Raw genomic sequence first — 24992 nt, 5'->3', positions numbered from 1 at the left:
TTTCACGCATTGTGACATTAATAACCAAATAACCAACCAATGAATAATAACTTTTTATTATTTTTATTTAAAGAGATGCATTGTTCCAGATGTTTATTAGGGCAAGGAGAGGCACGAACACCATTGTGAAAAATGTGATAAGGGCCATGTCTATGGTGATATCATTCAACACATAAAATACTGAGAAAATGGTGCCCATTGCCATTGTACCGTAAATTACCGGAGCTTCACTCCAGAATGGTTTGTTTGAGATAGCTTCAATTTTTTCAGGTTTGATTGTATCGTATTTTGAGAGGTACAGTGCCAGTATCTGCAGGAATGTGTACACAACCAGGAACCATCCGAAGTAGTTGGAGATTGGAATTCTGAAAAATGGTCCGGGATATGTCCACACCCAGAGCCCCTGCAGTGTTGCGCTGATGGGGTCAACTGTCAAGTCCCACATTACCATTATGAATGTGGCAACTATTGGTACAATGAATATTTGTTTTCCTTCCAGTCTTTTACTGTACTGGCCAGTTAAGATATGGGATAAAATCCAGGATAGGTATCCCATTGCAAAGTATTCAAAAATAATTATCAAAGGAACAGGCAAAACACCCAATGAAGGAGAGTAATGATAAAATCCGAATGGAAAGCCAGTTAATACACTCAGATTTTCAAAGAATAAACTCACAACAGAAGTAACTATAAAAAAGATCAGAGCATTCCTCTTACCATATCTCTCAACAGCATACAGAAAGACCAGGATAAATATTAAAGCAGTGGCTACGAATGAATCGATTGCAAGAAGGTTGGGATCTTTATATGTAAAATAAAAAGAAGGTTAAATATGAAAAATACAAGAATTAAAGACCATCTAAGTTTGTTAAATGTTTTTTTATCATTGGGTGTTTTGTTGGTCAAAAATTATCACCTGATTGTCTTTTAATGAGTAATATGATTTATTATCGTAATATATTGTTATGGGATTAAATTTACCTAAATAGCTATAAAAAAATCATGGTTTCTACAAAGCCTAATTGTTAAGTCTTAATAATTAATTCAATGAATCATTATAAAAATAAAACTTAAAATTTTTGTGGTAAAATTTTATAGACTATCCCGATATTCCAGTTTACCCCCACATTCACATTCATCAGTGAAATCATCTGGACTTTCACCGGGTTGAAGTTCATAATATCCTTCACATTTATTACAGACCAAATATCCATTTCCAGCCTTATTTTCAGGTGTGTGTGCAGATTCAGCAACAAAACCCATATTGTTTGAATTGCTTTCTTGATTTGTGGATGTGTTATTAGCGGCTTCTGGTTTCACATGTTTTTGGTCAATAAATTCCATTTCACGGAGTCTCTTCACACGTTCTCCTGTAGGGGGATGGGTTGAATATAGGTTGCTAAATCCTTTTTTTCCAATTGCAGGGCTGACTATGTATATGCTGTTTAGGGCATCGTTTTGGATCTTGCTTTTGGGTTTTTGCATGGTGCTGATCTTTTCAAGGGCACTTGCAAGACCTTCTGGATAGCCAGTGAGATCAGCTCCGGAAGCATCTGCAAGAAATTCACGTTTTCTAGAAATTGCAAACTTAAGAAGCTGGGCAAATATTGGCGCAAGGATAATTAGAAGGACTAAAATAACCAAAATAGCAATTCCTGCTGGGTTGTTCTGACCTTTAGCCCCCCGGAACAATCCTCCGTAAGCTGAGTAACGCACTGTAAATCCTAAAAACACTATGGTCCCTGCTAGAACAATTGCTACTGTGGAAAGTAAAACATCATAATTTTTGATGTGTGAGATCTCATGGGCAATAACACCTTCAAGCTCCAATCTGTCGAGTGTCTCCAGAAGTCCCTTGGTAACTGTGATACTGGAATTTTTTGAGCTACGACCTGCAGCAAATGCATTGGGTATATCAGTATTTATCATGTACAGTTTGGGCATTGGAATGCCTGCTGCTATACTCAGGGCATCAACGGTGTTGTAGAGGTAGGGTTCATCATCATGAGATACTTCCTTAGCACCAGCCATCCTTGTTACCATGCCCTGACCACCATAGTAACTGACTAGGAAAGCTAAGATAAAAACAAGGGCTGCTATCCCTATACCAAAAATAGGATAACCAAAATAAATTCCCATGGTATATCCTATTGCACCTAACATTAGGGCATAAAATAAAAAGAAAAGATATGTCCATCTTTTATTGGCAGCTATGTTTGAGTAAATAGGATCCATTCAATTTTCACCATCGAAAATTTTTACGTTTGGAGCTTCACGTATTTTGTTTGATTCCACTTCAAAATATTCACGGGTTTGGAATTTGAAAAATTGAGCTGTTATGTTGGTGGGAAACTGCTGTACGGCATTATTTAAATCTAAAACCGTTCTGTTGTAGCGCTGCCTTGCATATGCTATTTTATTTTCAATTCCCACCAGTTCTTCCTGCAGAAGTAAAAAATTTTTATTGGCTTTAAGGTCAGGGTAGTTTTCTGCCACTGCAAATATGGATTTTAAGGCACTTGCTGCGACATTATCTGCACCTGCATTTTCCTGTATGGTAGAGGCAGTCATCCAATCACTTCTAGCCCTGCTAACTTCTTCGAGAAGTTCGCGTTCATGTGTCATGTAACCTTTGACTGTGTTCACAAGATTGGGGACAAGATCAAACCGTTTCTGGAGCAGAGTATCTATATTGGAGTAGGCAGTATCAACCATATTTCTCATTGCAATGAGTCGATTATAGCTGTAAACTATGTAAATAACAATCAAGATTATTATGCCCAGTATAATATATGAAACATCCATTTTATCATTCCACCATAAAAATCTAACTATTATTATCTAATTTGTATCTACAAACATTTCTAATAATCTTTTCTATAAGTTCATTAAGATGTTCTACTTAATTTTTTAATAGATTGATAAAAAAATTGAGCTATCTCAATAATTATTTAAGCACATAGAATTGAATCTAATGTTTACCCTCACCGCAATAAATCCCCCTAAAGCAGATAATAAGCTCCTAAAATAAATACAAAACTATTGTATTGATTGAATTTAAATATGATCTTAAATGTATGAACCAAATGAAACATATTATTAATCCCAATATTGGTAATAGTATATAAATAGAGTAATGAGAACATTCAACTACTAATTATAGAAAATAAAGCAATTAATGCAGATTATAATGAAATATAAAGTCTGGTGGATGAGGTTAAACATCTATTTTATATATTATCATCCTATATTTCATAATTAGATTATACTTAATTGAAAAATAGAGTAGTTGAAATTATGAAAATAGGTGAAATAGTAAAAGATTCTTTGAAATATCCGTTTTCGGATTGGAAGAAATTTTTGATTTTTGGAATTCTTGTAATGTTTAATTCTTTAAATGCTATTTTTCAGTCATTAGGTATGGATAGGCTCTTAATATCTATGTTGGGTATTATTGGGTTGTTATTTGGGGTATTGGTATTTGGTTATGAGATTAGAATTTTGAAATTATCGTTGAATGGGGTGGCAAAACTTCCACCATTTAATGATTGGTTTGATATTATCATAAATGGTATATTTGTGATTGTAGTTGCTATTGCCTATTCAATTCCTTTGATTATGATTTTAATGTTTGGTGGATTATCTTTAGGATTAACCATAGGAAGTATAGGAACAAATGGTGCTACTATATTTCTTGTAATTTTAATTGCAATTATATTTTTATACTTGATCATAATTTCCCCTATATTTTTGATGTCACTTGCAAATATGGCATTTTACAACGACGATCTAGGAGCAGCATTTAAATTTCGTGATATTTTCTATAAAATCTCCAACATTGGTTGGGGTAATTTAATAATATGGTATATAACTATTGCAATTATTTGTATGGGTATATTGTTTTTAGGGGCTGTAATTGAAGTTTTTTTCAATTTAATCGGCCTAAAAGTTATAGGTGTTGTTTTAATTCCATTAATTGTGCTTCCATACTTGAGCATTTACATTTTTAGATCAGTGGCATTATTCTACTTATCTGAAGATCAAGGATTTTTAGAATGTGAGAAATGTGGAGGATACTATGAACTCCAACCTGGCGAGTCTTTAGAAGACTTCGAAAAATGCCAATGTGGTGGTGAATTAAAATATAATAAACAACCAGATAAACGTGATAATCGAAGCTTCATAGAAAATTTAAAATCTCTTAACAAGAAACAGGGCTTAATAATTGTTGGAATTTTAGCTCTAATTATTGGAATGCCATTTATATTCGCACAACACATGCCACAACACATAATAACGACAAACAGTACATTAATAGGGACTTATAATGTAAGTAATCTAAATAATCCAAATTCAGTTGGAACATTTGTTGTTATACCTCCCGGAACTACAAACATTAAAGTAGAATATAATTTATCTTGGACTCCAGCAAAAACAGGCGCTAATGGTTTTGATATAACTGGATATAATACCAATATAACTGGTTGGGACTCATTACCTGATAATAAAAATGTAATTTACAATAAGGGTATTTCCTTATTTGAAAATGGACAAAATAAAACTGGCACTTTAAATTTAGATGGTAATACAATTAGAAGCCTTGTAATTAGTGGAAATGGAGTTAATGGTACTGTCAAAATTTATGCAATCAAAACAAAATTCACACTTTGGAGTTAATTCAGCAAATAAAAGCATATTAAAAGGATATGTACGGGATGGAAATTCAAAAGAATCTTAAAAAGTAGTATTTAAAAAATTATTAAAAACTAAATATTTAGGAGAGCTTCTGTTGTTGAATACTGACCAATACTTTTTTATTGCTCCGTATATGCCCAGAGAAAATAGTAATAATCCAAAAGTAACAAAATAATAATGATTTGGTTTAAATAGAGATAAAATAATCCCGATTGTACCTTCCAAAATTAATATGATGATCCAAATATCATTCATTTTATTTCCAACATCATTCTTTTGGTTAAATCTTAAAAAGATTATTTATTTTGAAACATAACATACTATGAGGTAATATTTATTACCAACTAAATATTTCATTTATTATTATAAATGTTGAATAACATAATATTTTTACTTCGTGAAACGTGAATTTAACGAAGTAGAATTTTTTTGTATTTTTTTTTCTCGAAATTCGATGATTTTTTCAATTTTGTGAGATCTGAATTTATGGACATATAATTATAATCTGCAAATGTATGAAGTGGGCATTTTGGTTATGAATGTAACGTTAGTAACATATATTTTGGTACTCCTGACTTTAATCTTAATTCCCAAAAATAAATAATTAATTTTGTATGAATTTAGATCAGTTGGGCTATATCATCCCACCTAGATACCCTCAGTTTGAAGATAATTTAGAAATAGAAATTTTATGATCAAAAAATTGTGCTGATATTGATGAAGTTTTTTTCAAAAATAAAAATATTTATGTGGACCAAATTATGCAGCTCATGAAATTAAAAATTGATCCCAGTCTCAACTCAACTAAAGAATTCTCAGAATTTTTATAGAACTGATTGGAGTAAAGGAAACCGCGAATTTTTCATCATGAAAATGTTTTTTTTTTTTTAGATGTCCACCATTATTTCATTTCGTCTAAAGAAACTTGGTACTGCTGGGTTGTTGTACTGTGCCACTACGAAGTTTGATTTTGCTTGAATATTATTTTCCTTCAACCAGTTTTTCATTTCTTCAATTTTTTCGTTGGCCAAGTTCTCTTTAACCCTGCCCTTAAACCTCAGCACTGCCATTTTTTCTGCTTTGATTTCTTCAAATTTTATTTTTTCATCTTCAGGTTCGGGCAGAGCTTCCATGGTGTAGTTTGATGGCATTACAAATGATATTCTGTGGATATTTCCAGTTTTTTCTTCGGTTACTGGTGTGGTCATTTTGATCTTTTCAGATTCCATCAGGGACTCTTCTGTTACAGGTGAGGTCATTGGAATCTTTTCAGAGTTCCTCTTTTCCTCTTCAACAGGAGCAGTCATATCTATACTTGAACGTTTCTTGTTACCTCCGAAGATGTAGTGTGCAAGTACTTTAAACCCCATACTCATGGCCTCATCAAATGGTGCTTCTACATCTACATGGGCCAGTATATGATCACCATAGCTTCTTATCTCAAAATCTCCATCCTTCTTCTCAACTTCGTATGCCAAGGTTTCAACCATAAAATCATTCCCCCACAGTTTTTCATTGTAGTATTTGTGTTTAATATGCAAAAAAATTTTTTAATTATGTAGCATGAAAATTTGTATTCAGAGCTCAAGATTTAACTAGCTGTGTTCTCAAGGTTTTCAACATCTTTTTCATCTTTTTTAAGTTTAAGCCATAAAAATACTGTTAATGCTATTAATGCGGCCAGTCCGTAGAGAATTATTGGAATCCACAGAAATTCCAGTCTGAACAGGAAAGATGGATCCCTTCCAAATCCATATGGTGCTGGAATGTATATGAATGCAACCAGAAGGATGTATGCTGCAGTAACAAGTAATTTGACATTTCTTTTCACATTCAAAGCGTACATGTATGTAAAGACAAACATGAAGGCGAATCCTGAGAAGAACATGGGCCACATATCTGTGTTGCCAAAGAAGATGGTGTTGTAAAATGCTACAAACAGTGCATGGATTGCCACCCAACTTTGGAGGACCACGATCCATCTAAGATCAAAATGAACCTTGGTGTACGCCAGTGCCATCTGGGTAAATAACAGAAACATGAAGAAGAAACCCGTTAGAAGCTGAGGATCCGTGGCCATTGGATGGAACCAGAAGGTGTAGATCAAAGCCCATGATATGATGTACATGTGGGTGTGGCGGATGAATTCCGTAACCCTTGAAGTGAATGGTTTTCCTGCTTTTTTTCCGAGGAACAATCCCTGAACAGGATTTAACAACACCAATGCAATTGCAAGCATCAGTATAACAGATCCTTGGCTTGTTATTATGGGCACATCCTGTGCTAAACCATCAAACCAGATATGGGTCTGTATCAAATGTAAGAATATGAAGAACACAGTTATTGACAAGACAGCAACGTTGTACTTGGTTAAATTGTAGGTTGGGTTAATTTTTTCCTTGGTTAAATTTTTTTGAGCCCAGTATATAGCTCCCCAAATCAAGAGTTGGTTGGAGATGTACATGCCCCATGCAATTGCCATGGTCCAGAAATTTCTGACTGGAAGTTTCCAGTAGTAATGGTTGAGATTGTTTATGGGGATGAGTGTTGCTGTGAAATGATCAAGATTGGGCCCTAAAATCCAGATTAAAATGGTGAACAGCACTGTAAATATGATGGATCCAAACCAAACATAAACTGCAGGTTTAGAAGTACTTTCAAGCCTCTTTTTAACTTCCATGATAAAACATCCATTAATTCAATATATTAATGAAGAAGTTAATTCTAAAAATTATCAGATGATTGTTTATTATTTATAGGGAAAATTTTATTTATATATTTACAAACTAAACTTTCAAGAATTTGAACAAGTCCTACAGGTATGTAATATCAGTATTTCTGACTTGATATGTGTAATAAAAGAAAAAAATAGTATTTAAATTTGGTTTAGTTATCTAAATTTCACTTAGATTTCCTTTTGGATAGTATCGATGTAGATCAATCCTACAAACATGGAAAGGAATATTTTCAAATAGGAACTCACAATTAATGTTAGAACTATTAGGTATACAAGATTTAGATTTTTCAACCAGGATGCAACTAGTACGGGAATTATGATTAAATAAAAGATAGAAATTTTTTTAAATCCTATTTTCCTTGTTTTTTCAAGTATTTCACCTAAGTTAAATGCTTTTCTTAATTTACCGCCATTATTTGCCAAATTGGCTATAGTTACGTAGTATATTGGAATGATAATGATATAATATGCTAGTACAATTATAAGGGAGAAATCTTTCACTGTTAAAATATGAAACAGTTTACTCTGTAAAAAAGAGATTGATATATGGTCAATTATAGATGTTAGAATGGCTAATGGAGATCCCACCAACATTCCAGCCACTGTATAACCAAAGTAATACTCATAAAATATTAACGTGAAAATTGCAATGGGAATTAAATAAACTATACCTACTATCAATATTTTAGCACCGTTTTTAAGCATCTCTAACCACTGATTAAAATTTGGAAGTTCATTTGAACCATTTAGAGAACTTTTTATTATTCTAAAACCGTAACCGTTTACTAATAACAAAACTACAAATCCCATTATTCCTAGTACAGCCAATGCAGGTAATTTCTCAAACCTCCAAATAGATAAAAAATATTATACAATATACTGGATAAAGCTAGGATTCCCAGCATCAAGAGCTTTTTCCAATCAGATAATGGATAGCTCAAAGAATCCTTCAAATTTCCCCAAAATTCATAATATTATATGCCCCCTGAATTTTAATAATAAATCCTTTCTGATTGAGAATATGGGGTTAGATCATATAAAAATAGTGTTAACAAATTTTCAGGGTACAAAGTCTAAGAAAATGAAATGAAAATAAAAAAGGAATTAATTGGGGACAGATAAACTCTGTTAAATATTTGAAGTAGTATGTATGACTTATTCTACGTAGACCTGTACATTGGTTTGGGATTCTTCGTCTTCCACATCCACGATCTTTCCTTCGGCTCCATTTTTCACTGCTTCAACAATTTCTTCGATGTCGATCTTGTCGAGTCCGGAGTCCTTGAGTTTGGGATCGTAGTTTTTTGCAAGTTTGAGTCCCACATCAACCAGTGCTATTGGTATGTTGACGTTTACCTTGGTTTTTTCTTCGTCCATGGTTTTAACACGAACTTTTAACCATTTAGCTTCAGTTTTAGGTACTATTTCTGCATTGTTTTCTTCAAGGGCATTTAATAGTTCCATTCCTTCTGCTGCTGTTATTTTTCCTTCTTCTACCATTCCTAATATTTGTATTCTTTCATCTGCTACATTTTTTGACATATTTAAAATCCTCCCTTTGTTCTTAAGATCTCCAGAGCATCTAAGAGTGTCATTGCTTCAGATGCACTGATCTGTCCCACTTCAACCATTTCCAAGATTTGAAGCCTTTCCTCTGATTCATTTTTGGACATGCACACAATTCTCCATTAATCTTTAAATTTTTATCAATTTACTCTTTGAGTAGTTTTAATGCTTCATTTTTACTTATTTCGCCTTTACTGAGTTTTTCTAATATTTCTTTTTGGTTTACAGTTTGTTTTTCAACTTTGTGGCCCAAGGCATGGATCACTTCATCGAGTTTGTTTCTTACTGTGGGGTAGGATATTCCCAGTTCCTTTTCTATTTCCTTGATGTTTCCCCTGTTTTTTATGAATACTTCCACGAAGTATTTTTGTTGTTCTGTGAATTTGCAGAATTTGCACAGGTCAAATTTCCCTTGGATGGTTGTGTCGCATTTTCTGCAGTGTATTTCTGTAACTTTAGTTTCACCGCCGCATATTGGGCAGTGTCCTGGTACTTCACGCTTCATGTACTTGTTCACCTCCTAGAGTGTGTAAATTTTAACGATGGTTCTTCCTTCTTTTTTGTTGTAGGTATCAACATCCACCAAACAAAATGGTTCTTCCTTTTCAAGCTCGTCAATGAGCAGGTTTACATCTTCAAGAGTCAGGTTCTTCATTATGTACTCCATTGTATCGTATTCACCTAACTCTGATTTGGATTTGTTTGATCTGACTTTAGGAGGACAGTACTTGAATATTAATTTAGAAATCCATCGTATTGTTGAAAATCTTAATGCTGGGATGGGTATAGCAAATTTCGAGGTTTTAACATAAATTTTTAATTTTTTTGCTTTCATGGTATCTTCCTTAATTATATTTATTTACAACTTAAGATATTCAAGTTGTGTCACTCCAAATCAATATTATTTAGTTATACTATATAAATGTATTGATAAAATAAATATTTAAATCAATTATATTAATTTTGATATTAAATTAATTCATAAATTGATCTAAATTTCTTAAAAATATTGTGGTTTTTGAAGTTTGTTCCATAAATGGAATACGTGTTCCAAAAAATGAACATTTTATCAATACTAGGGTTAATAGGAAAACAAGCCATTTTATCAAGAATAAAAAAAAGGAAAGATGTTTATAGGAAGTATAATTTTTGAAAATGTCTAAATATTGTCTTTAGGGTTTGTTAAAGAGTTCAGTTGTCCAGATGAAATTGTAGAGACCTTCTATAGCTTCAACGAGTTCTGTGTATTGATTCCATATTCCTATGGCTGAACTTGACATGATTTTTTTGTCTTCAATTTTAGCGACACCCATTAGCATTTCCTTATCATCCCTAATGATCACCTTAACAAGGGGAACATTCAAGGTTTTAATTTCACATTCTAACCCACGTATACACTCTAGATCAACATCTCCACCATCGTTGTAAAATGGGGATAGTATTATTTTAACGTGCACTCCCCTATTAATTGCTTTATCTAAGCTGTCTTTAAGATCTGGGATTTCATCCTTAAAAAGCAGACCTGCAATGATGTATATGGATTTCTTGGCCCGGGAAATAATTTCAACTTCCTTCTTTAAAATTTTATCAGGACCGTGTATCAACCAGAGTGGTGCTGGAACATTTGGGATCTGTTTCTCGTAGATCTGGTTGAGTTCAGCTTCTGCTTCATCGAGATTTTCGTTGAACTGTTTTCTGGATTTTCCTATGATCTCATGTGGGGGAATTGCGTTAAATTTTAAAGGTTTTCCACTTTCAATTTCAACAAAATCCTTTTTTGCAAGACTCTTTAACACTTCGTATATCTTTGATCTGGGCACGTTTGATGCTAAACTTATCTCTGACGCAGTAGCACTTACAAGGGATATGTTGGCCACGTATGCCTTAATCTCATAATCTGAAAGCCCTAAATTTTTAAGGGCTGTTACAGTGTTTCTGTTCACCGAAATCTTAAAACCTCCATTAAAATCCATTCCCAATAATATTTGTTTCACTTTATACTATGTTAGTGACAATAAATATTTAAATATTATCCTCAGATTTGAATACAGAGAAACAATTATTGGGGAGGAAAAAACATGGAAAATGAAAATTTTAAAGCTATGGTGTCAAACATCGCGAGAAAAGGGTTTAAAAACAAACAAACCCTTGGATTTGCGGTGGTAGCACCATTAATTGTTTTAATTGTACTTGGATACATGGTAACTATGGCAGGGTACACTGAGCCTGTTAAAATTGGGGTGATAAACAATGATAAGGGTATTGGTAATTTTAGCGCCGCAACAAGCATAGTTAACGAAATAAAAAACCAGGAAAATGTAACTGTGCTCTACATAAATGAAGCTGATGTGAAAAACGACCTTGATGATAAGACCATAACAGCTGCGGTAACGTTTCCTGAAAATTTCACAACGAGCCTGGCTAAAAATAATGCAGACCTTAACATAGAACTTGAGGGAACAGATCAAACAGCCAACATGCTCGTGAGTAAAGCTGTGAGCACATCTGTATCCACAGTCGCTGCAAAGACAACCAACCAAACATCACCTTTAAAAATAAACGTTGATAATTTGTATGGGAATGGTTTGGATTTCACAGATCTCTTCATGTACAGGTTCATGACAATAGTCACATTGGTACTATCAGTACTCTTAGGTTTGTTCTCTATAATGGGAGATAAAGAAACAGAGGTCTTTAAAAACAGAGCTGCAACGCCTATTAAAACTGTGTTTGCCTACATCACGGGACTCAGCGTATTTGCTTTGATTCTCGCGCTAATTACCTTGGCATTCGGAATCTATGCATTGGGACTCACAATTGTTGGTAACACAGGAGCTGCGGCCCTTTTAATGTTCCTAATTGCAATGGTCGGACTGTCCCTAGGTGTATTAATAGCATCAATCACAAGGACCAGAACACAGGGTATGGGTCTATTCGGACTTTTACTCATTCTTCAGATTGTGTTCAGCGGTACATTTGTTCCAGTGAGCAAGTTTAACAGTCTCACACAGTTAATATCCTACTCACTACCATTAACCTACAGTCTGGACTCCATGAAAAGCATATTTATCAAGGGATTCACACTTGGAGAAGTTGGAACAGATATAACTGCACTAATTATAATATTCGCAGTTGCACTGATACTATCCATGATAGGATTAAAAACAGTTCAAGGAACCGGAAATGGAAAATAAACCGAATTTAAGGATCCATTTAAGATTTATTTGGCTGAGATGGATTTATCAAAAATTTTTTATTCACTCCATTTTTTTTAGCTTTTTTTTTAAATCTTTTATTCTTGAAATAGTTTTTTGATTCCATTATTATTTGTGGAAATCTGAAATATGGGAGTTATCTAATTAAAAATTTTATAAGAGTTAAATACTAACTACTATTTAACAAATAATTGGGAATATGAAGTAATAATGATATTCATGATGAATAAGGATTTATAAAGAGATTAATTTGTATTTTAAATTATTTTACAATGTCTAATATGCTAATGTTATTCTCTAAAAAAAGGTGATTTAAGTAACCCTCAAAATTTACAGTTGGAGCTTTTACAAACTTGGAATATTTATTAGATTATTCAACAAGAGTTTTGCTTTAAAATACTTAAATAAAGCGCTGCAAGATGATCCATATAATTACGGGATTTTTACCACTATCTGTAAAATGTACGAAAATAAAGGATGTTGTGATGAATTAATAATATTTATAAATGAACTGCTAAAATCACATCCAGATAATGGTTTAGTTTGGCATAAAAAAGGATTCTATTTGGATAAAATGGATAAAGAGGAAGATGCAAAGAACTCCTTTAAAAAAGCATTGGAATGCTACAACGTTGAAATTGAAGAAAATCCAAATAAATATGCGGTATGGGCCAATAAAGGAGTTATACTATTCATTTTAGAGAAATATGATGAAGCTATGCCCTGTTTTGAAAGATCTTTAAAATTGAATCAATACTATGCCTACGCATGGAAACATATGGGGTCTTGCTACGGAGTAATGGGTAAAAATGATGAAGCCTTAAAATGTTTTGATGAAGCTATAAAAATAAGTCCTGATGATCATGAAATATGGATAGACAAAGGTATTGCATTAAAAAATAAAAATGACTACTACAAGGCCACTGCTTGTTTTAATAGGGCATTGGATTTTAAAGCCGAAAATACTAGGGCCTACTATAACAAAGTCTTTGTTTTTGAAACCTTAAAAGAATATGAAGAAGCATTGAAAGTTTGTGATCAAATAATAAAAATTGATCCATCAAGTTATGCATGGTACTTAAAAGGTATAATTTACGGAAGAATGCGAAGATATAGAGAAGCATTAGAATCTTTTGATGAATCATTGAAGCTAAAACCTGATGACATCATCTTACTAAATCTTAAAGGTAACACCTTTAAATATATAAAAAAATATCAAGAAGCCTTGGACTGCTTCGACAATGCAATAGTACTTGATCCTGAAGATTATAATGCATATTTAAATAAATCATATGTTTTTGAAAAATTAAAAGATTTTAAACAGGCATTAAAAAATGTGGACAAAGCATTTGAACTTGAACCAGAAAATAATTGGGTTTTAGGACAAAAGGGATATTTGCTTGATGAAATAGGGAAAACTGATGAATCAACTGTTTTTTTGGAAAATGCTCTTAAATATACCTTGAAAGAAGTGGAAGAAAATCCCGATGAACCTTATGCATGGGCAAATAAAGCTAGTGATTTGGTAAACCTTAAAAGATATCAAGAAGCCTTAAAAGCAATTAATAAGTCATTAGAGTTTGACCCTGAATATGATTGGGCAATAGACTTTAAGGGCCATATCTTAAGAAAACTGCAATGTTACACTGATTCCATGGACTACTTAGATAAGGCATTCAATTTAGACCCTGACAATTCTCAAAATCGTTATGAAAAGGGCAGGGCACTTTGCGGACTTAATCAATTCGATGAGGCTCTAAATTTATTTAATAAATCTATTGAATTAGATCCAACAAATGAAAGTGCAATATGTGCTAAAGGTGTTATCTTCAAACAAACTGGAAAACTAGATAAATCTAAAGAATACTTCGAGAATTGTCTAGAAATAAATCCATACTTTCAACCTGCAAAAAAAAATCTGAATGAACTTAAGAGTATGACCGAGGGCCAAAAATGAATTTAAGAAAAGAAGACGTGAAAAAACCCTGGGAAAAAATTACCATCGAAGAGATTCAACCTTACCCTCCTAAATACACTAAAATAATCATACTCTCATATCTCTTCATTTTATTCAACTTTTTTGAGTTTTATAACTTTTTTAAGATTGATACAAACATTCTTTTACCCTTTACAACTTGTGTCTATGGGGTTCTAATTTTTGTTCTCCTATATCTATATTCCAATGGTAGGTTAGAATCATTTTTATTTAATTTAAAAGACGTGGCAATAGTTGTTACAGCATATGTAATTTTTGTGAACTTTATTTTAATTGGAACCAGCCACATCACCATGAATACTATTCTAAGGTCATTACAGGGTATATTTGTATTGTTGCTTTTGTTTTCAGGTCCAATTTATTTAACTATCTCTCATCATCCTAGATCTGAAAAACATGGAAACATTCTCATAGCAATATTCATCATTTATATGAGTTTTAGTTTAGTCATATTGGCTTACAATTTTTTTTAAAATCCATCCCTTTTTATTAGAATTCTAAAGCTTCCGTCTGGAATTGATGAGATCATTTAGCTTCTTTTTGTCAACTTGTCTATCATGCAGTGTTCCATCATCGTTTTTGTAGACATTCAATGTTTCTTCGAAGGTTTTCTTCTGCTTGTTTATGTAAAATATTCCCAACGGATACTTATCAGTTTCTTCAGCCCTCCTCAGGGCTTCTGCTTTGTTGTAATGGTCATGGGATTCTTCGAGGTAGTAAGTGTTTTCTTTAAACCATTGAAAGGTATTTATCTTGTTAAAACTCACACATGGCTGGAACACGTCAACCAAGGAATAGCCTTCATGGTTTATGGCAGATTTCAAAGTTTTTTGAAGGTGTTCAGGATCTCCAGAGAAGGTTCTGGCCACAAATGATGCATCCAATGCAATGGCGACAGTCAGTGGATTGAATGGTTCCTCAGATACACCGTTCACTTGGTAGGTTGTTTTCATTCCCAGACGGGTTGTAGGTGATGCTTGGCCCTTGGTTAACCCGTAGACCATATTATCATGCACTATGCAGGTTATGTCAGGATTTCGTCTGATGGTGTGCAGAAAATGATTACCTCCCTCACCGTACATGTCACCGTCTCCGGTTGCTACTATGACTTTAAGTCCTCTGTTTACAGCTTTTATTGCTGTTGCAGGTGAAAGTGCACGACCGTGAAGGCCGATATATGTGTTGGATCTAAGGAAATGTGGCAACTTGCCTGCCTGGCCAATTCCAGACACCAAAACTAAATTTTCAGGGTCAACTTCCAGATCTGCAAGCACATTTTTAAGGTTGCTTAGAATTGAAAAATTCCCACAACCCGGACACCATGAAACATCTGCACCTTTCACATCAAAATTTTCAGGCTTCATAAAGAATCCTCCGAAACGAAACTTTTCAACTTTTCTGTTATTTCTTCAACAGAAAATGGCCTACCATCATATTTTAAAACCTTTTTATCGATTTTATGATCTGTTTGAAGCTTGATCAAATTTGAAAATTGGGATTCAGCATTGTTTTCAAAGATAATTGTTTGTTCGGCCGTGTCAAGATAGTTCTTAGTACTTTGATGCAGTGGATAAACTTGTTTGAAGTATAGAAAAGCGATGTCAGTATTGTTTAGGTTTTTCATGGCTTCTACTATGTTTCCATAGTTTGAGCCCCATGCCACTATGAGTTTTTTGTAATCATATGATCCCACGAGTTCAGGTTTAATTGTGTCTTTTTGGATGCTTTCAAGTTTTTTTAACCGTTTTTCAACCATTTTAGTCCTTATTATTTTATCCTCTGTTATATGGCCCTCTTCGTCATGTTCATGTGGATCTGAAACCACCAAACCCTCTCCAAATCCTGGAATACCCCGGGGTGATATACCGTTACTTGTAAATTCATATCTTTTGTAGTTTTTATCGGTTTTGATGATGTGATCTTCAATTTCAACTCTTTCGTTGTTTATTGAGGGTACGTTGTAGAAAATATCACCGAAGTACTGGTCTGATAGTATGAAAACCGGAACTTGGTACTTGTCTGCCATGTTAAATGCCCTTTGTGTCAGGTAAAATGCATCTTCGAGTTTGCCTGGTGCCAGTATTATCTTGGGGGTTTCACCATAACCGTAGAGTGCAAGGTTTAGATCTTCTTGTGATGTACGGGTGGGCATTCCAACAGCTGGACCTGGTCGTTGTCCCAGATAGATAACAATGGGTGTTTCGTTGATCCTGGCCAGACCTACGCCCTCTTCCATGAGTGCATATCCACTTCCAGATGTTGCAACCATGGACCTTGCACCGGCATAGGATGCTCCTAATCCCATGTTAATTGCTGCTATTTCATCTTCAGACTGTTCAAACACCATGCCGAAATCTTCACCGTATTTGGCTATAAACACCTGTAATGCCGAAGCTGGTGTCATTGGGTAGGAGGACATGAATCTTAAGTTCGCTGCAATACATCCCAAACCCACAGCTTCTGAACCATCCAATAACAGTTCACCCTCTACATTTGGGTCTTTTTTGATGTTGATTTTTATTTTGCTTGATTGTATGAGTTTATCCCCAATTTTATAGCCTTCACTTCCGGCTTTAAGATCTCCTTGAACGATCTTTTCTCCCTTTCTTTCAAACATGCTTGTTATGCACTTGTCGAAGATTTCCTTATCAATATTCAAAAGCTTTGAAATTACACCGGCTGCAATCACATTGGCATATATGGGGCCGCCAATTTCTCTTGCTGTTTTAAGGAAGGGAATTTTCACCACATCTTCCATTTCCACTTCTTTCAAGGTTTCTTCATCGCCAATGATCAAGGTGTTTTCAGATATTCTATCCTTAAGATGGTTTATGGCCCCTTTACTTATGGCTATGAGCACATCAATCCTATTTACATATGCACATACTCGATTGGAGGATACACGGATTTCTGTGGAGTTTTCTCCACCTCTAACTCTGGACATGTACTCCTTTGTGGAGCAAACATGATGCCCTCCAAATTTAACTGCATTTATCAGGATGGATTCCACAGTTTGAATGCCCTGACCAGCCTCTCCACAAATGACTATAGAAATGTCTCCTTGGAACGAATATTTAGACATGGGCCAACAACCCCCCCTTTTAATAAAAATAATTTCAATAAGATTTTTTTTACACACACTACTATAGTCTACATTTCAGATTAAATTTTGTTTTTTTTTAATTGAAAACTAGGGGATTTTTTAACCTAACAAAATAATCCAACAACCAAATAGGGGCAACACTCATATTATTTGAAATGGACTTATTGGTCTTTAACTAGATTTAAAGCACTTGATTCTATTGCTTTTAGCATGTATTCTTTATTTCTCTGTGTAACACCAATATAATCGAATTTTGGCATGTTTGTATAATCCATATTATTCATGTGTAAGAACACTCTTTCCATGTTGGTTAAACATGAGAGAGTACCATTTCCACTACCACCAGCAGCAGCAACACATATAAACGGTTTATTATGTATTTTGTTCCCTTTTTCACGCATTAATCTATTGGCTTCGCACCTTCTTAACCTGTCGAAGAAAGTCTTGGCTGATTCACTCATATCTCCAAAGTATACTGGTGTTACAACAACATAACCGTCAACTTCACCCATTTCTTCATGCACCTTTTCGAAATCATCTTCCAGTATACATGTACCTTTTAGACATATTCCCCAACCCTGATCACATGCTTTGCACTTAAGAATATTCAAATCATTCAAGCGCACCATAACTGCTTTGCTGTTTCCATTTTCAATTCCCTTTTTTGCAGCTCTAGCACAGCTTTCAGTTAAACCATCTTCATTAGGACTACTTGTTAAAACCATTACTTTCATGCAGTTCACCTCTAAAAAATTAAGAAATCCCATTCATTTTTCTTATTAACTAAATTGTGCTTGAACAAGATTATAATTATCGGTTAACCAATATTCAAAATATTGTTTTGGATACAATATCCTTCACCTTGTACATGGAAACAATCCAATATTTGTAAATAATGAAATGAATATAAATATAATGAAATAGGATGTGTTAAGGTCGTAAGTGTTGTATAAATAAATTTATTTAACAGGGGGTTACTTATTTGTCCAATGAAAATCAGCCAGACTTGGGGGAAGACTACATACGATTACATAAAGTCATGACCCGGGGTATAGAAGTATCTAAGCATTCCATTGATAAGTATATGAATGAAGAAGCCATGGATGAATTAAACAGGGAGGGTTTCACCAACTACATTCAAAGTTTCTCAGCAGTTCTTCATGGCCATCACATGGTGGAAGACCAGAAAATATTTCCCTACTTCAAGGACCAGTTACCTGAAGTACCCTATCCACGTTTAACAAGCGAACATGAAATATTCAACCAAGGATTGCAGGAAATAAACACAGCAACTAAAGAGTTAACAGCTAAAAATAACGAATTAGAATCGTTAAACCTCTTAAAATCAGGGTTAAATAAGGTAGACAAGCTATGGGATGCCCACATTCAAATTGAAAACACCCAGCTCTACGGAAAAATAAGAAGCTTGGACATGGATCCAGAAGAGATGAACAAAATAGGAAATGAATCTAAAGAGTTTTTCCAAGCCCACAGTGGCCCACCATACCTAGTTATACCATTCGTACTCTACAACCTATCTTTAGACGATCGAAAAATCATAAGCCAGAGCTTTCCTGATGAAGTCATAAACCAACTGTTATTTGGGGATTGGAAAGATAAATGGACATCAATGCAGCCATATCTCCTCAAATAATTAATATATCTGCGTACTCATGAAAATTATAAAATATAAATCTTTTTTTTGGGTTTGCAATAGATTTTTATTATTAACAGGTCTAAACTAATTTTACTGAAAGAATTGTAAATTATTACCTAAAAAAATATGGATAACTTATCAAATGAGGAATTTAAATGAACGTATTAGTTGTTGGGTCGGGTGCTGCAGGTGGAACAGTGGCAAGGGAACTTTCGAAAAATGGAATATCTGTTACCATAATTGAAAAGGGACCAGCAATAAAGGTTAAAAATGCTTACAAGGAGTACATAATACAAAATGTGGGCACAGAAATATCTAATACTGTTTGTTTAGGAGGTACTACTCTAGTAACACTTGGGAATGGTATGAAAGACTGTGCAGATGATTTTAAAGAATTTGGAATAGATTTAAACCCTGAGTTTGAAGAGATCGAAAGGGAATTATTTGTTTCTCACCTTCCAGATTCCCATTTTGGAGATGGTACCAAGAGAATAATGGAATCTGCAGAATCAATCGGCTTTGAAGTTGAAAAAATGCCTAAATTTATAGATCCCACTTCATGTAAACCCTGCGGTAAATGTGCTTTGGGATGTCCGCAAGATGCAAAATGGACAAGCATGACCTTTATTGAAGAAGCAGAAAAATATGGGGCAAGAATAATTGAAAATACTCCAGTCACAGATATAATTGTATCTGAAGGAAAAGTTAGGGGTGTTAAAAGTTATGAAGAAATATTTGAAGCAGATATTGTGATTCTGGCTGCTGGTGCAATAGAAACGCCTAGATTATTACAGAAAATAGGCATGAATGCAGGCAACAACCTCTTCGTAGATACCTTTGTAACAGTTGGAGGAATTCTGGAAAATATAAAATTCAACACCGAGTTACAGATGAATGCAATAATAAAATTTGATAATTTTATTATAGGGCCCCACTTTACTGAAGTTTTAGTTAATGACCTCAATGCACACAATGCCCGTAAAAAAGATGTTATAGGGTTGATGGTCATGATAAAGGATGAACCTTCAGGTAAAGTCACTCCTGATGAGATTATTAAACTAAACACTGGAAATGATCTTGCCAAGTTAGCTCAAGGATCTGCCATTGCTTCTTCTATACTAATTGAAGCCGGGGTTGACCCTAAAACAATCGTATCCACACATGCACGGGGTGCTCATCTTGGTGGAACAGCTTCTATAGGGGATTTAGTTAATAAAAATCTTCAAACAGAAGTAGAAGGTCTTTACGTTGGGGATGCAAGCATTTTCCCAAAAGCTCCAGGTGCACCACCGGTTCTAACCATAATTGCACTAGCAAAAAGACTTGCAAAACATGTAATGGAAATGAGTTTATGAAAGGATAGATAGTGAAAATTGAGGATATCCTTTTTAAAGGAGTAATAATCATTAGAACTATTTAAAAAAACTTCGTATAAATTAGAATTTAATTCTAATGACCATGGGGACTCTAAAAAATGAAAAAAAATAAGGAACAGATAAAAACCTTTGAAAGCTACAGAAAAAATTATCCAATTGAAATTCAAAAGAGACTGGATCAAATTCAAGAGGCAATAAAAAGTGCTGTTCCAGAGGCAGAAGAAAAAATAAGTTACAACATGCCTTCATATAGATTTCATGGTAGACTGATTTACTATGGGGCTTTTAAAAATCACATAGGATTTTATCCAGCAAGTGGGGCTGTGTTTAAAAAATTTAAAGATGAACTGAAGGTCTACAAACAGAGTGGAAAGGGAACTGTACAATTTCCATATGATAAACCATTACCTATAGAACTAATAAAGAAAATAGCTGCATATCGTGCCAAAGAAAATATTTATGAATAAGTGTTCAAGAGTTACTTCTACATGAAAAACTTTACTAGTAAAGGAATTCATTATCAGAACCTGTGCAATCCCTAAAAAATTCCCATGTGATTGGAGAGAAGGATAAATTTATACCACTTTCATCATCCAAAATGATTAAAGATAATGTTCCAAGTTCCGATCTTAAAACTATAGATAAACCCAGCCACATACGTAACCTTAAGAACACACTGAAATTTAAAAAGTACTTCACAGCATTTTTAGAGAACATTAGGACCTAAATTCAAGAAACAGGAGTGTTATATTCAATGGATGATAGAACAGTTTTTGTGGAAGGAGTATCATCAGATTCTGATTCCTTGTACAAATCGATTGAAGAAGTGTTGTTAAAATCTACAAATAATTTGGATTGGTTGTGCAAGGACGATTTAGTACTTTTAAAACCCGCCCTCAACTCACCTGATCCATACCCATCCACTACACATCCAATGGCGGTACAAGTTGTAAGGGAAATTTTATCTGAAAAGGGTGCTGAAGTTGTTGTAGGGGATCAATCCGGACTTAAAGATGTGCTTCAGGATCAATCAGGTGTTGTACATGGCAAAACCCATGATAATTATATAAAATCTGGCATGGGTACTTCAGAGGGCCGGTTCATAGGTTTTGAATCTGAAGGCTGGGATGAAGGTTACATACATCATCAATCCAAATACACCAGATCATGGCCAAAGGGATTTAATATAACCAAATGGATTGAAGAGGTCGATCATATCATTAATTTACCAAGGTTAAGTACTCATAGTCAAGCAGGGGTTACCCTGGGTTTTAAGAATATGGTTGGAATATTGAGGGATGACAGTAGAATGGATTTCCATGCAAACGGCCCCTTTAATAATTTCATAAAAACTGAAGCACATGGAAGTAAGCTCCACTCCATTGATGATGGATCTCATAGTTTCATAGAAAAGATAGTTGAAATTCATGATGCCATAAGGGAAAAACTCCGTACCACACTTTTTGTCGCTACAAAGGCACAGACAACATTCGGACCAAACACCAATGCACTTAAAATTGGAAAATTAGAAATAGGCACGGCCCATGTTGTTAAACTTAAACCTGGCCTAATATTTGCAAGTAACGATCCAGTTTCTGCAGAATCGTTCGCATTAGCCGTACTAAAAGATTTAAGAAAGTCTTTACCATCATTACCAAAATTCTCTTCACAAATACTTTTATTTTCAAACAGTAACGTCAAACAACTTGACGAAACACCTATAAATGATATGACATTTATTTACCATGCAATTAAAATTGGACTTGGAGAAATGCCCAATCAAATTGTCTATAAAAACGTTCCAGACAATTTAAAGGAGCGTTTAAACAATTATATTCAACTATGAACGTGTTTAAATATAAATATGTATTTTTTTTAGAAGCCATTTCTCTAATATATTTCTAACAAAAAATTATAATTTTCATATTAAATATAAACAACTATCAAGCACCTTTACAATCAATAATTTTTAGTAAAAACATGAGAATTTGATCATGGGGGTTTGTTAAGATAAAAAATGCCAGAGAAGTCTTGGAAATTGTAGAACCAGTTTACGTGTTAGAAGGAGCTGGAGTGTTGTTGAGAAGAAGCATTGCCACAGCAACCTTGGATTATGTTGACCCATTTTTACTTTTTGATCATTTTGGATCTGAAAATCCTGGAGATTATGTTTTAGGCTTTCCAATGCATCCACACCGCGGTATTGAAACTGTGACCTACATCTTAAACGGTCATGTGGACCACAAAGACAGCATGGGTAATGCAGGAACCATAGGAAGGGGAGATATTCAGTGGATGACATCTGGAAGTGGAATACTGCATGAGGAAATGCCCAAGGAACCTGAAGAAGGAATACTCGAAGGGTTTCAACTATGGGTGAACCTTCCAAAAAGGCTTAAAATGACTGAGCCACGTTACAGGGGTGTTGAATCTTCAGAGATCCCAACAATTGAACATGATGACGGTGCAGTCATAAAAGTCATAGCAGGTAACTACGAAGGTGTTGAAGGTGCAGTGACAGATATCTATGCAGATCCAACCTACCTCGACATCCACATTCCAGCCAACTCATTTCTAGAAATTCCAGTAAAGGAAGATCAAAGTGTACTTGCATATGTCTTTGAAGGTGAAGGAATATTTGGAAACTTTGAAACAAACAAAACTCAAGACGGTACCGGTATTGAAGCCACTAAAATGTTAATATTTGGCGAAGGTAATATTATAAGGGTTTATGCAGAAAATAAACCAGTTAGATTTCTTTTAATAGCTGGAAAGCCCTTAAACGAACCTGTTGCAAGGTACGGCCCCTTTGTTATGAACACGGAAGAAGAAATTGAACAGGCCATCCGCGACCTTCAAAACAACACATTCGTCAAGTAAATCTAACAACTTTTATATTATTTTAAACTCTATTTTTTTTAAAATATCAGGGCAAGGCCAAATATAACGCTGATGCCTATTAGCACAGGAGGTATAAACTTTTCAACGAGTTCTTTGCCTGCTTTTTCAAGGAGTTTAGGTCCTAAAAATGAACCTACAACAGCCCCTCCTCCTAGAAGTACAGTTAACACCACATCGAATCTGCCTAAAAATAGGTATCCTCCTATACCTGCCAAGGAATTGAAAACCAGCACAAAAACTGTGGTTCCTACCACCATGAGTGTTGGCAGTCCCAAACTGTAAAGACCTGCAGATATTGGTGGTGTTCCACTCAGTCCAAAAACTCCTGCTAGCACTCCACCGGCCACTCCAAATAGGGATGCAAATATTCTTTTGGGACCTGTTAATTTCAAAGTTTCCCTATCAGGATCTTCACTCAAATTCTCTTCAATTTCATGGTGTTCCTCTTTGGGTGTTTTAGATTTCTTGTAAACTCCTATGAATCTTCTTATCATTGGAATTGCAAATATTAGTAATAACAGTCCTAAACCTTTCTTTAAAAGGTTTGGTGGGATTAAATTTGCTACGTAAGCTCCAATGAGTGTTCCTATAATTCCTCCTATTCCAAGGATGATTCCAGTCTTCACATCCACGTTACCCTTTCTGTTGTGGCTGTAGGCACCCACTGCAGTGGTTGGAAGAACCGTTGCAAGGGAAGTTGCAACTGCAACTTGTGGAGCCACCCCTAAAAGTGTTAAGATGGGTACGTACAATCCACCCCCACCACCTCCGAGTGTTGTTACGAGCAAACCTATGAGAAAACCAACGAATGGAAGAAAAATTAAGGTATAATCAATCATTCAAACGTCTCCAAAAGCTTTTCAATGGCATTGTTGGTATATTATTGTATAGGCCTTCATGGTAGCATACGATATTTTCAATATCGAAGTTGGTTAATTTTTTAAGGGACTTCAAAGCTCTTTGAGCCTCTTCATTGGTTAGGATGTTTGGATATATTTTACTTTGATTTCCAGTGAGGTTTATGGATATTTCTAACATTCCTATACCCTGTGATAATTTCAAGTGAATCACTCCTTAATGATGTGAATAAAAAAAAATTGGACATTTAAATGAGCTAAACATTTTTTTAACTCATTTCTAGAAGTTAGTAAAAATTAAAAAAACATTTCAAACGATTGTTGTGTTAAAGATGGTATTTAACATAGTTTCTTTTTGGACTGCTGAATTTTAAGGACAATTTTTTTTATTGTTAGTACGCTTGTCTTTAGATCTTCGATATCTTCAACACTAAGTGGAGCAATCAGTTCGTTCATTTCTGCTTCAATATTTTTTTTAGAGTCTTTGAGGAAATTTTTACCATTTTTTGTCAATTGGATCCTGATGATTCTTCTGTCTTCGGTGTCGTTAATTCTTTCAATCAACCCATCTTCAACGAGCTGATCAACTCTGGAGGTCATCTGAGACTTTGAAACGTTTATTTTCCTTCCTAGGTTCGATATTGATGGACTGCCATATTCATCTATCAAAGTCAACCATAACAGTGTTTTCATAAATTTCTGTTCGTTAAGCTGGTTCAGTTCTCTTTTAAAGAGTGTTACATAAACAATGGTATCTCCCATGATCTCTTCAAAAACTCTGTTTTTTTCATCCAAATTCACAGATCCTCCAAAAAATTCCTTTAACCTAATTAATCCTATTCCATAACAGTTCATAAAACTAAATAGTACATATTTATTAACTATACAT

At 34.3% G+C, this 24992-nt stretch carries 26 protein-coding genes; 9 read left to right on the top strand and 17 right to left on the bottom strand.

Annotated elements, in window-relative coordinates:
- Window positions 1-67: 67 nt before the first annotated feature.
- The 3 genes from METBO_RS12780 to METBO_RS07315 all read right to left on the bottom strand — a co-directional run bounded on the left by METBO_RS12780 (window position 68) and on the right by METBO_RS07315 (window position 2805).
- Entirely contained in the window at window positions 68-751 is a 684-nt protein-coding gene (locus tag METBO_RS12780) for a carotenoid biosynthesis protein (protein ID WP_394294937.1), read from the bottom strand.
- A gap of 341 nt (window positions 752-1092) precedes the next feature.
- Window positions 1093-2235: a M48 family metallopeptidase gene (locus tag METBO_RS07320; RefSeq protein ID WP_013645059.1), complete on the bottom strand. Its 1143-nt coding sequence runs from the start codon at window positions 2233-2235 to the stop codon at window positions 1093-1095.
- The gene (locus METBO_RS07315) at window positions 2236-2805 is read right to left on the bottom strand and encodes a LemA family protein (RefSeq protein WP_013645058.1); all 570 of its coding nucleotides are present in this window, start codon (window positions 2803-2805) and stop codon (window positions 2236-2238) included.
- A 492-nt stretch (window positions 2806-3297) separates the two neighbouring features.
- On the opposite strand from METBO_RS07315, the gene METBO_RS07310 reads away from it, so the two are divergent.
- Window positions 3298-4677, top strand: coding sequence for a DUF4013 domain-containing protein (locus METBO_RS07310; RefSeq protein ID WP_013645057.1), 1380 nt, complete (start codon window positions 3298-3300; stop codon window positions 4675-4677).
- A gap of 905 nt (window positions 4678-5582) precedes the next feature.
- Here the strand turns inward: METBO_RS07310 and METBO_RS07305 are convergent.
- The 8 genes from METBO_RS07305 to METBO_RS07275 form a co-directional block, all read right to left on the bottom strand.
- On the bottom strand, window positions 5583-6185 hold the full coding sequence (locus METBO_RS07305) for an SOUL family heme-binding protein (RefSeq protein WP_013645055.1): 603 nt from the start codon (window positions 6183-6185) through the stop codon (window positions 5583-5585).
- A gap of 101 nt (window positions 6186-6286) precedes the next feature.
- On the bottom strand, window positions 6287-7375 hold the full coding sequence (locus tag METBO_RS07300; protein WP_013645054.1) for a hypothetical protein: 1089 nt from the start codon (window positions 7373-7375) through the stop codon (window positions 6287-6289).
- 225 nt (window positions 7376-7600) lie between these two features.
- Window positions 7601-8260: a DUF4013 domain-containing protein gene (locus tag METBO_RS07295; protein ID WP_048186403.1), complete on the bottom strand. Its 660-nt coding sequence runs from the start codon at window positions 8258-8260 to the stop codon at window positions 7601-7603.
- Window positions 8261-8587: 327 nt separating this feature from the next.
- Window positions 8588-8974 carry an SHOCT-like domain-containing protein gene (locus METBO_RS07290; RefSeq protein WP_013645053.1) on the bottom strand — a complete coding sequence of 129 codons (387 nt, stop codon included), beginning with the start codon at window positions 8972-8974 and terminating at the stop codon, window positions 8588-8590.
- 2 nt (window positions 8975-8976) lie between these two features.
- Window positions 8977-9105, bottom strand: a complete 129-nt coding sequence (locus METBO_RS14055) for an SHOCT-like domain-containing protein (protein ID WP_013645052.1) — start codon at window positions 9103-9105, stop codon at window positions 8977-8979.
- A gap of 38 nt (window positions 9106-9143) precedes the next feature.
- Entirely contained in the window at window positions 9144-9503 is a 360-nt protein-coding gene (locus tag METBO_RS07285; protein WP_013645051.1) for a DUF2089 domain-containing protein, read from the bottom strand.
- A 15-nt stretch (window positions 9504-9518) separates the two neighbouring features.
- A complete protein-coding gene (locus METBO_RS07280; protein ID WP_013645050.1) occupies window positions 9519-9833 on the bottom strand; it encodes a hypothetical protein in 315 nt (104 codons plus the stop codon).
- Between the two features lie 337 nt (window positions 9834-10170).
- The gene (locus tag METBO_RS07275) at window positions 10171-10941 is read right to left on the bottom strand and encodes a TrmB family transcriptional regulator (protein WP_227717206.1); all 771 of its coding nucleotides are present in this window, start codon (window positions 10939-10941) and stop codon (window positions 10171-10173) included.
- A gap of 135 nt (window positions 10942-11076) precedes the next feature.
- Between METBO_RS07275 and METBO_RS07270 the strand changes: the two genes are divergently transcribed.
- A complete protein-coding gene (locus tag METBO_RS07270; protein ID WP_013645048.1) occupies window positions 11077-12192 on the top strand; it encodes an ABC transporter permease in 1116 nt (371 codons plus the stop codon).
- Window positions 12193-12673: 481 nt separating this feature from the next.
- The gene (locus METBO_RS07265; protein ID WP_013645047.1) at window positions 12674-14170 is read left to right on the top strand and encodes a tetratricopeptide repeat protein; all 1497 of its coding nucleotides are present in this window, start codon (window positions 12674-12676) and stop codon (window positions 14168-14170) included.
- A gap of 536 nt (window positions 14171-14706) precedes the next feature.
- Here METBO_RS07265 and METBO_RS07255 read toward each other — a convergent pair.
- From METBO_RS07255 to METBO_RS07245, 3 genes are all read right to left on the bottom strand, one after another.
- Window positions 14707-15573 (bottom strand): thiamine pyrophosphate-dependent enzyme, encoded by an 867-nt coding sequence (locus METBO_RS07255; protein ID WP_013645045.1) that lies wholly within the window; start codon window positions 15571-15573, stop codon window positions 14707-14709.
- The gene (locus METBO_RS07250) at window positions 15570-17291 is read right to left on the bottom strand and encodes a 2-oxoacid:acceptor oxidoreductase subunit alpha (RefSeq protein ID WP_013645044.1); all 1722 of its coding nucleotides are present in this window, start codon (window positions 17289-17291) and stop codon (window positions 15570-15572) included. The genes METBO_RS07255 and METBO_RS07250 overlap by 4 nt, the downstream gene beginning before the upstream one ends.
- A gap of 182 nt (window positions 17292-17473) precedes the next feature.
- Window positions 17474-18046, bottom strand: a complete 573-nt coding sequence (locus METBO_RS07245) for a flavodoxin family protein (protein ID WP_013645043.1) — start codon at window positions 18044-18046, stop codon at window positions 17474-17476.
- 248 nt (window positions 18047-18294) lie between these two features.
- On the opposite strand from METBO_RS07245, the gene METBO_RS07240 reads away from it, so the two are divergent.
- The 6 genes from METBO_RS07240 (at window position 18295) to METBO_RS07220 (ending at window position 23225) form a co-directional block, all read left to right on the top strand.
- Entirely contained in the window at window positions 18295-18966 is a 672-nt protein-coding gene (locus METBO_RS07240; protein WP_013645042.1) for a hemerythrin domain-containing protein, read from the top strand.
- A gap of 158 nt (window positions 18967-19124) precedes the next feature.
- Window positions 19125-20324 carry an FAD-dependent oxidoreductase gene (locus METBO_RS07235; protein WP_013645041.1) on the top strand — a complete coding sequence of 400 codons (1200 nt, stop codon included), beginning with the start codon at window positions 19125-19127 and terminating at the stop codon, window positions 20322-20324.
- Window positions 20325-20443: 119 nt separating this feature from the next.
- On the top strand, window positions 20444-20812 hold the full coding sequence (locus tag METBO_RS07230) for an iron chaperone (RefSeq protein ID WP_013645040.1): 369 nt from the start codon (window positions 20444-20446) through the stop codon (window positions 20810-20812).
- Between the two features lie 131 nt (window positions 20813-20943).
- Window positions 20944-21072, top strand: a complete 129-nt coding sequence (locus METBO_RS14050; protein WP_265101206.1) for a hypothetical protein — start codon at window positions 20944-20946, stop codon at window positions 21070-21072.
- A 27-nt stretch (window positions 21073-21099) separates the two neighbouring features.
- Window positions 21100-22191 carry a DUF362 domain-containing protein gene (locus tag METBO_RS07225; protein ID WP_013645038.1) on the top strand — a complete coding sequence of 364 codons (1092 nt, stop codon included), beginning with the start codon at window positions 21100-21102 and terminating at the stop codon, window positions 22189-22191.
- 185 nt (window positions 22192-22376) lie between these two features.
- On the top strand, window positions 22377-23225 hold the full coding sequence (locus tag METBO_RS07220) for a pirin family protein (RefSeq protein WP_013645037.1): 849 nt from the start codon (window positions 22377-22379) through the stop codon (window positions 23223-23225).
- A gap of 38 nt (window positions 23226-23263) precedes the next feature.
- On the opposite strand, the gene METBO_RS07215 is transcribed toward METBO_RS07220, so the two are convergent.
- From METBO_RS07215 to METBO_RS07205, 3 genes are all read right to left on the bottom strand, one after another.
- Window positions 23264-24085, bottom strand: a complete 822-nt coding sequence (locus tag METBO_RS07215; RefSeq protein WP_013645036.1) for a sulfite exporter TauE/SafE family protein — start codon at window positions 24083-24085, stop codon at window positions 23264-23266.
- Complete coding sequence (locus METBO_RS07210; RefSeq protein WP_048186401.1) at window positions 24078-24308, bottom strand: hypothetical protein; 231 nt, start codon at window positions 24306-24308, stop codon at window positions 24078-24080. Before METBO_RS07210 ends, METBO_RS07215 begins: the two co-directional genes overlap by 8 nt.
- 134 nt (window positions 24309-24442) lie before the next feature.
- The gene (locus tag METBO_RS07205) at window positions 24443-24904 is read right to left on the bottom strand and encodes a MarR family transcriptional regulator (protein ID WP_158304897.1); all 462 of its coding nucleotides are present in this window, start codon (window positions 24902-24904) and stop codon (window positions 24443-24445) included.
- Window positions 24905-24992 lie beyond the last annotated feature (88 nt).

This window comes from Methanobacterium lacus, assembly GCF_000191585.1.
In the GTDB taxonomy this organism is placed as follows: domain Archaea; phylum Methanobacteriota; class Methanobacteria; order Methanobacteriales; family Methanobacteriaceae; genus Methanobacterium_B; species Methanobacterium_B lacus.
The sequence above is the reverse complement of the archived record's forward strand: the minus strand, read 5'-3'. Positions and strand labels throughout refer to the sequence as shown.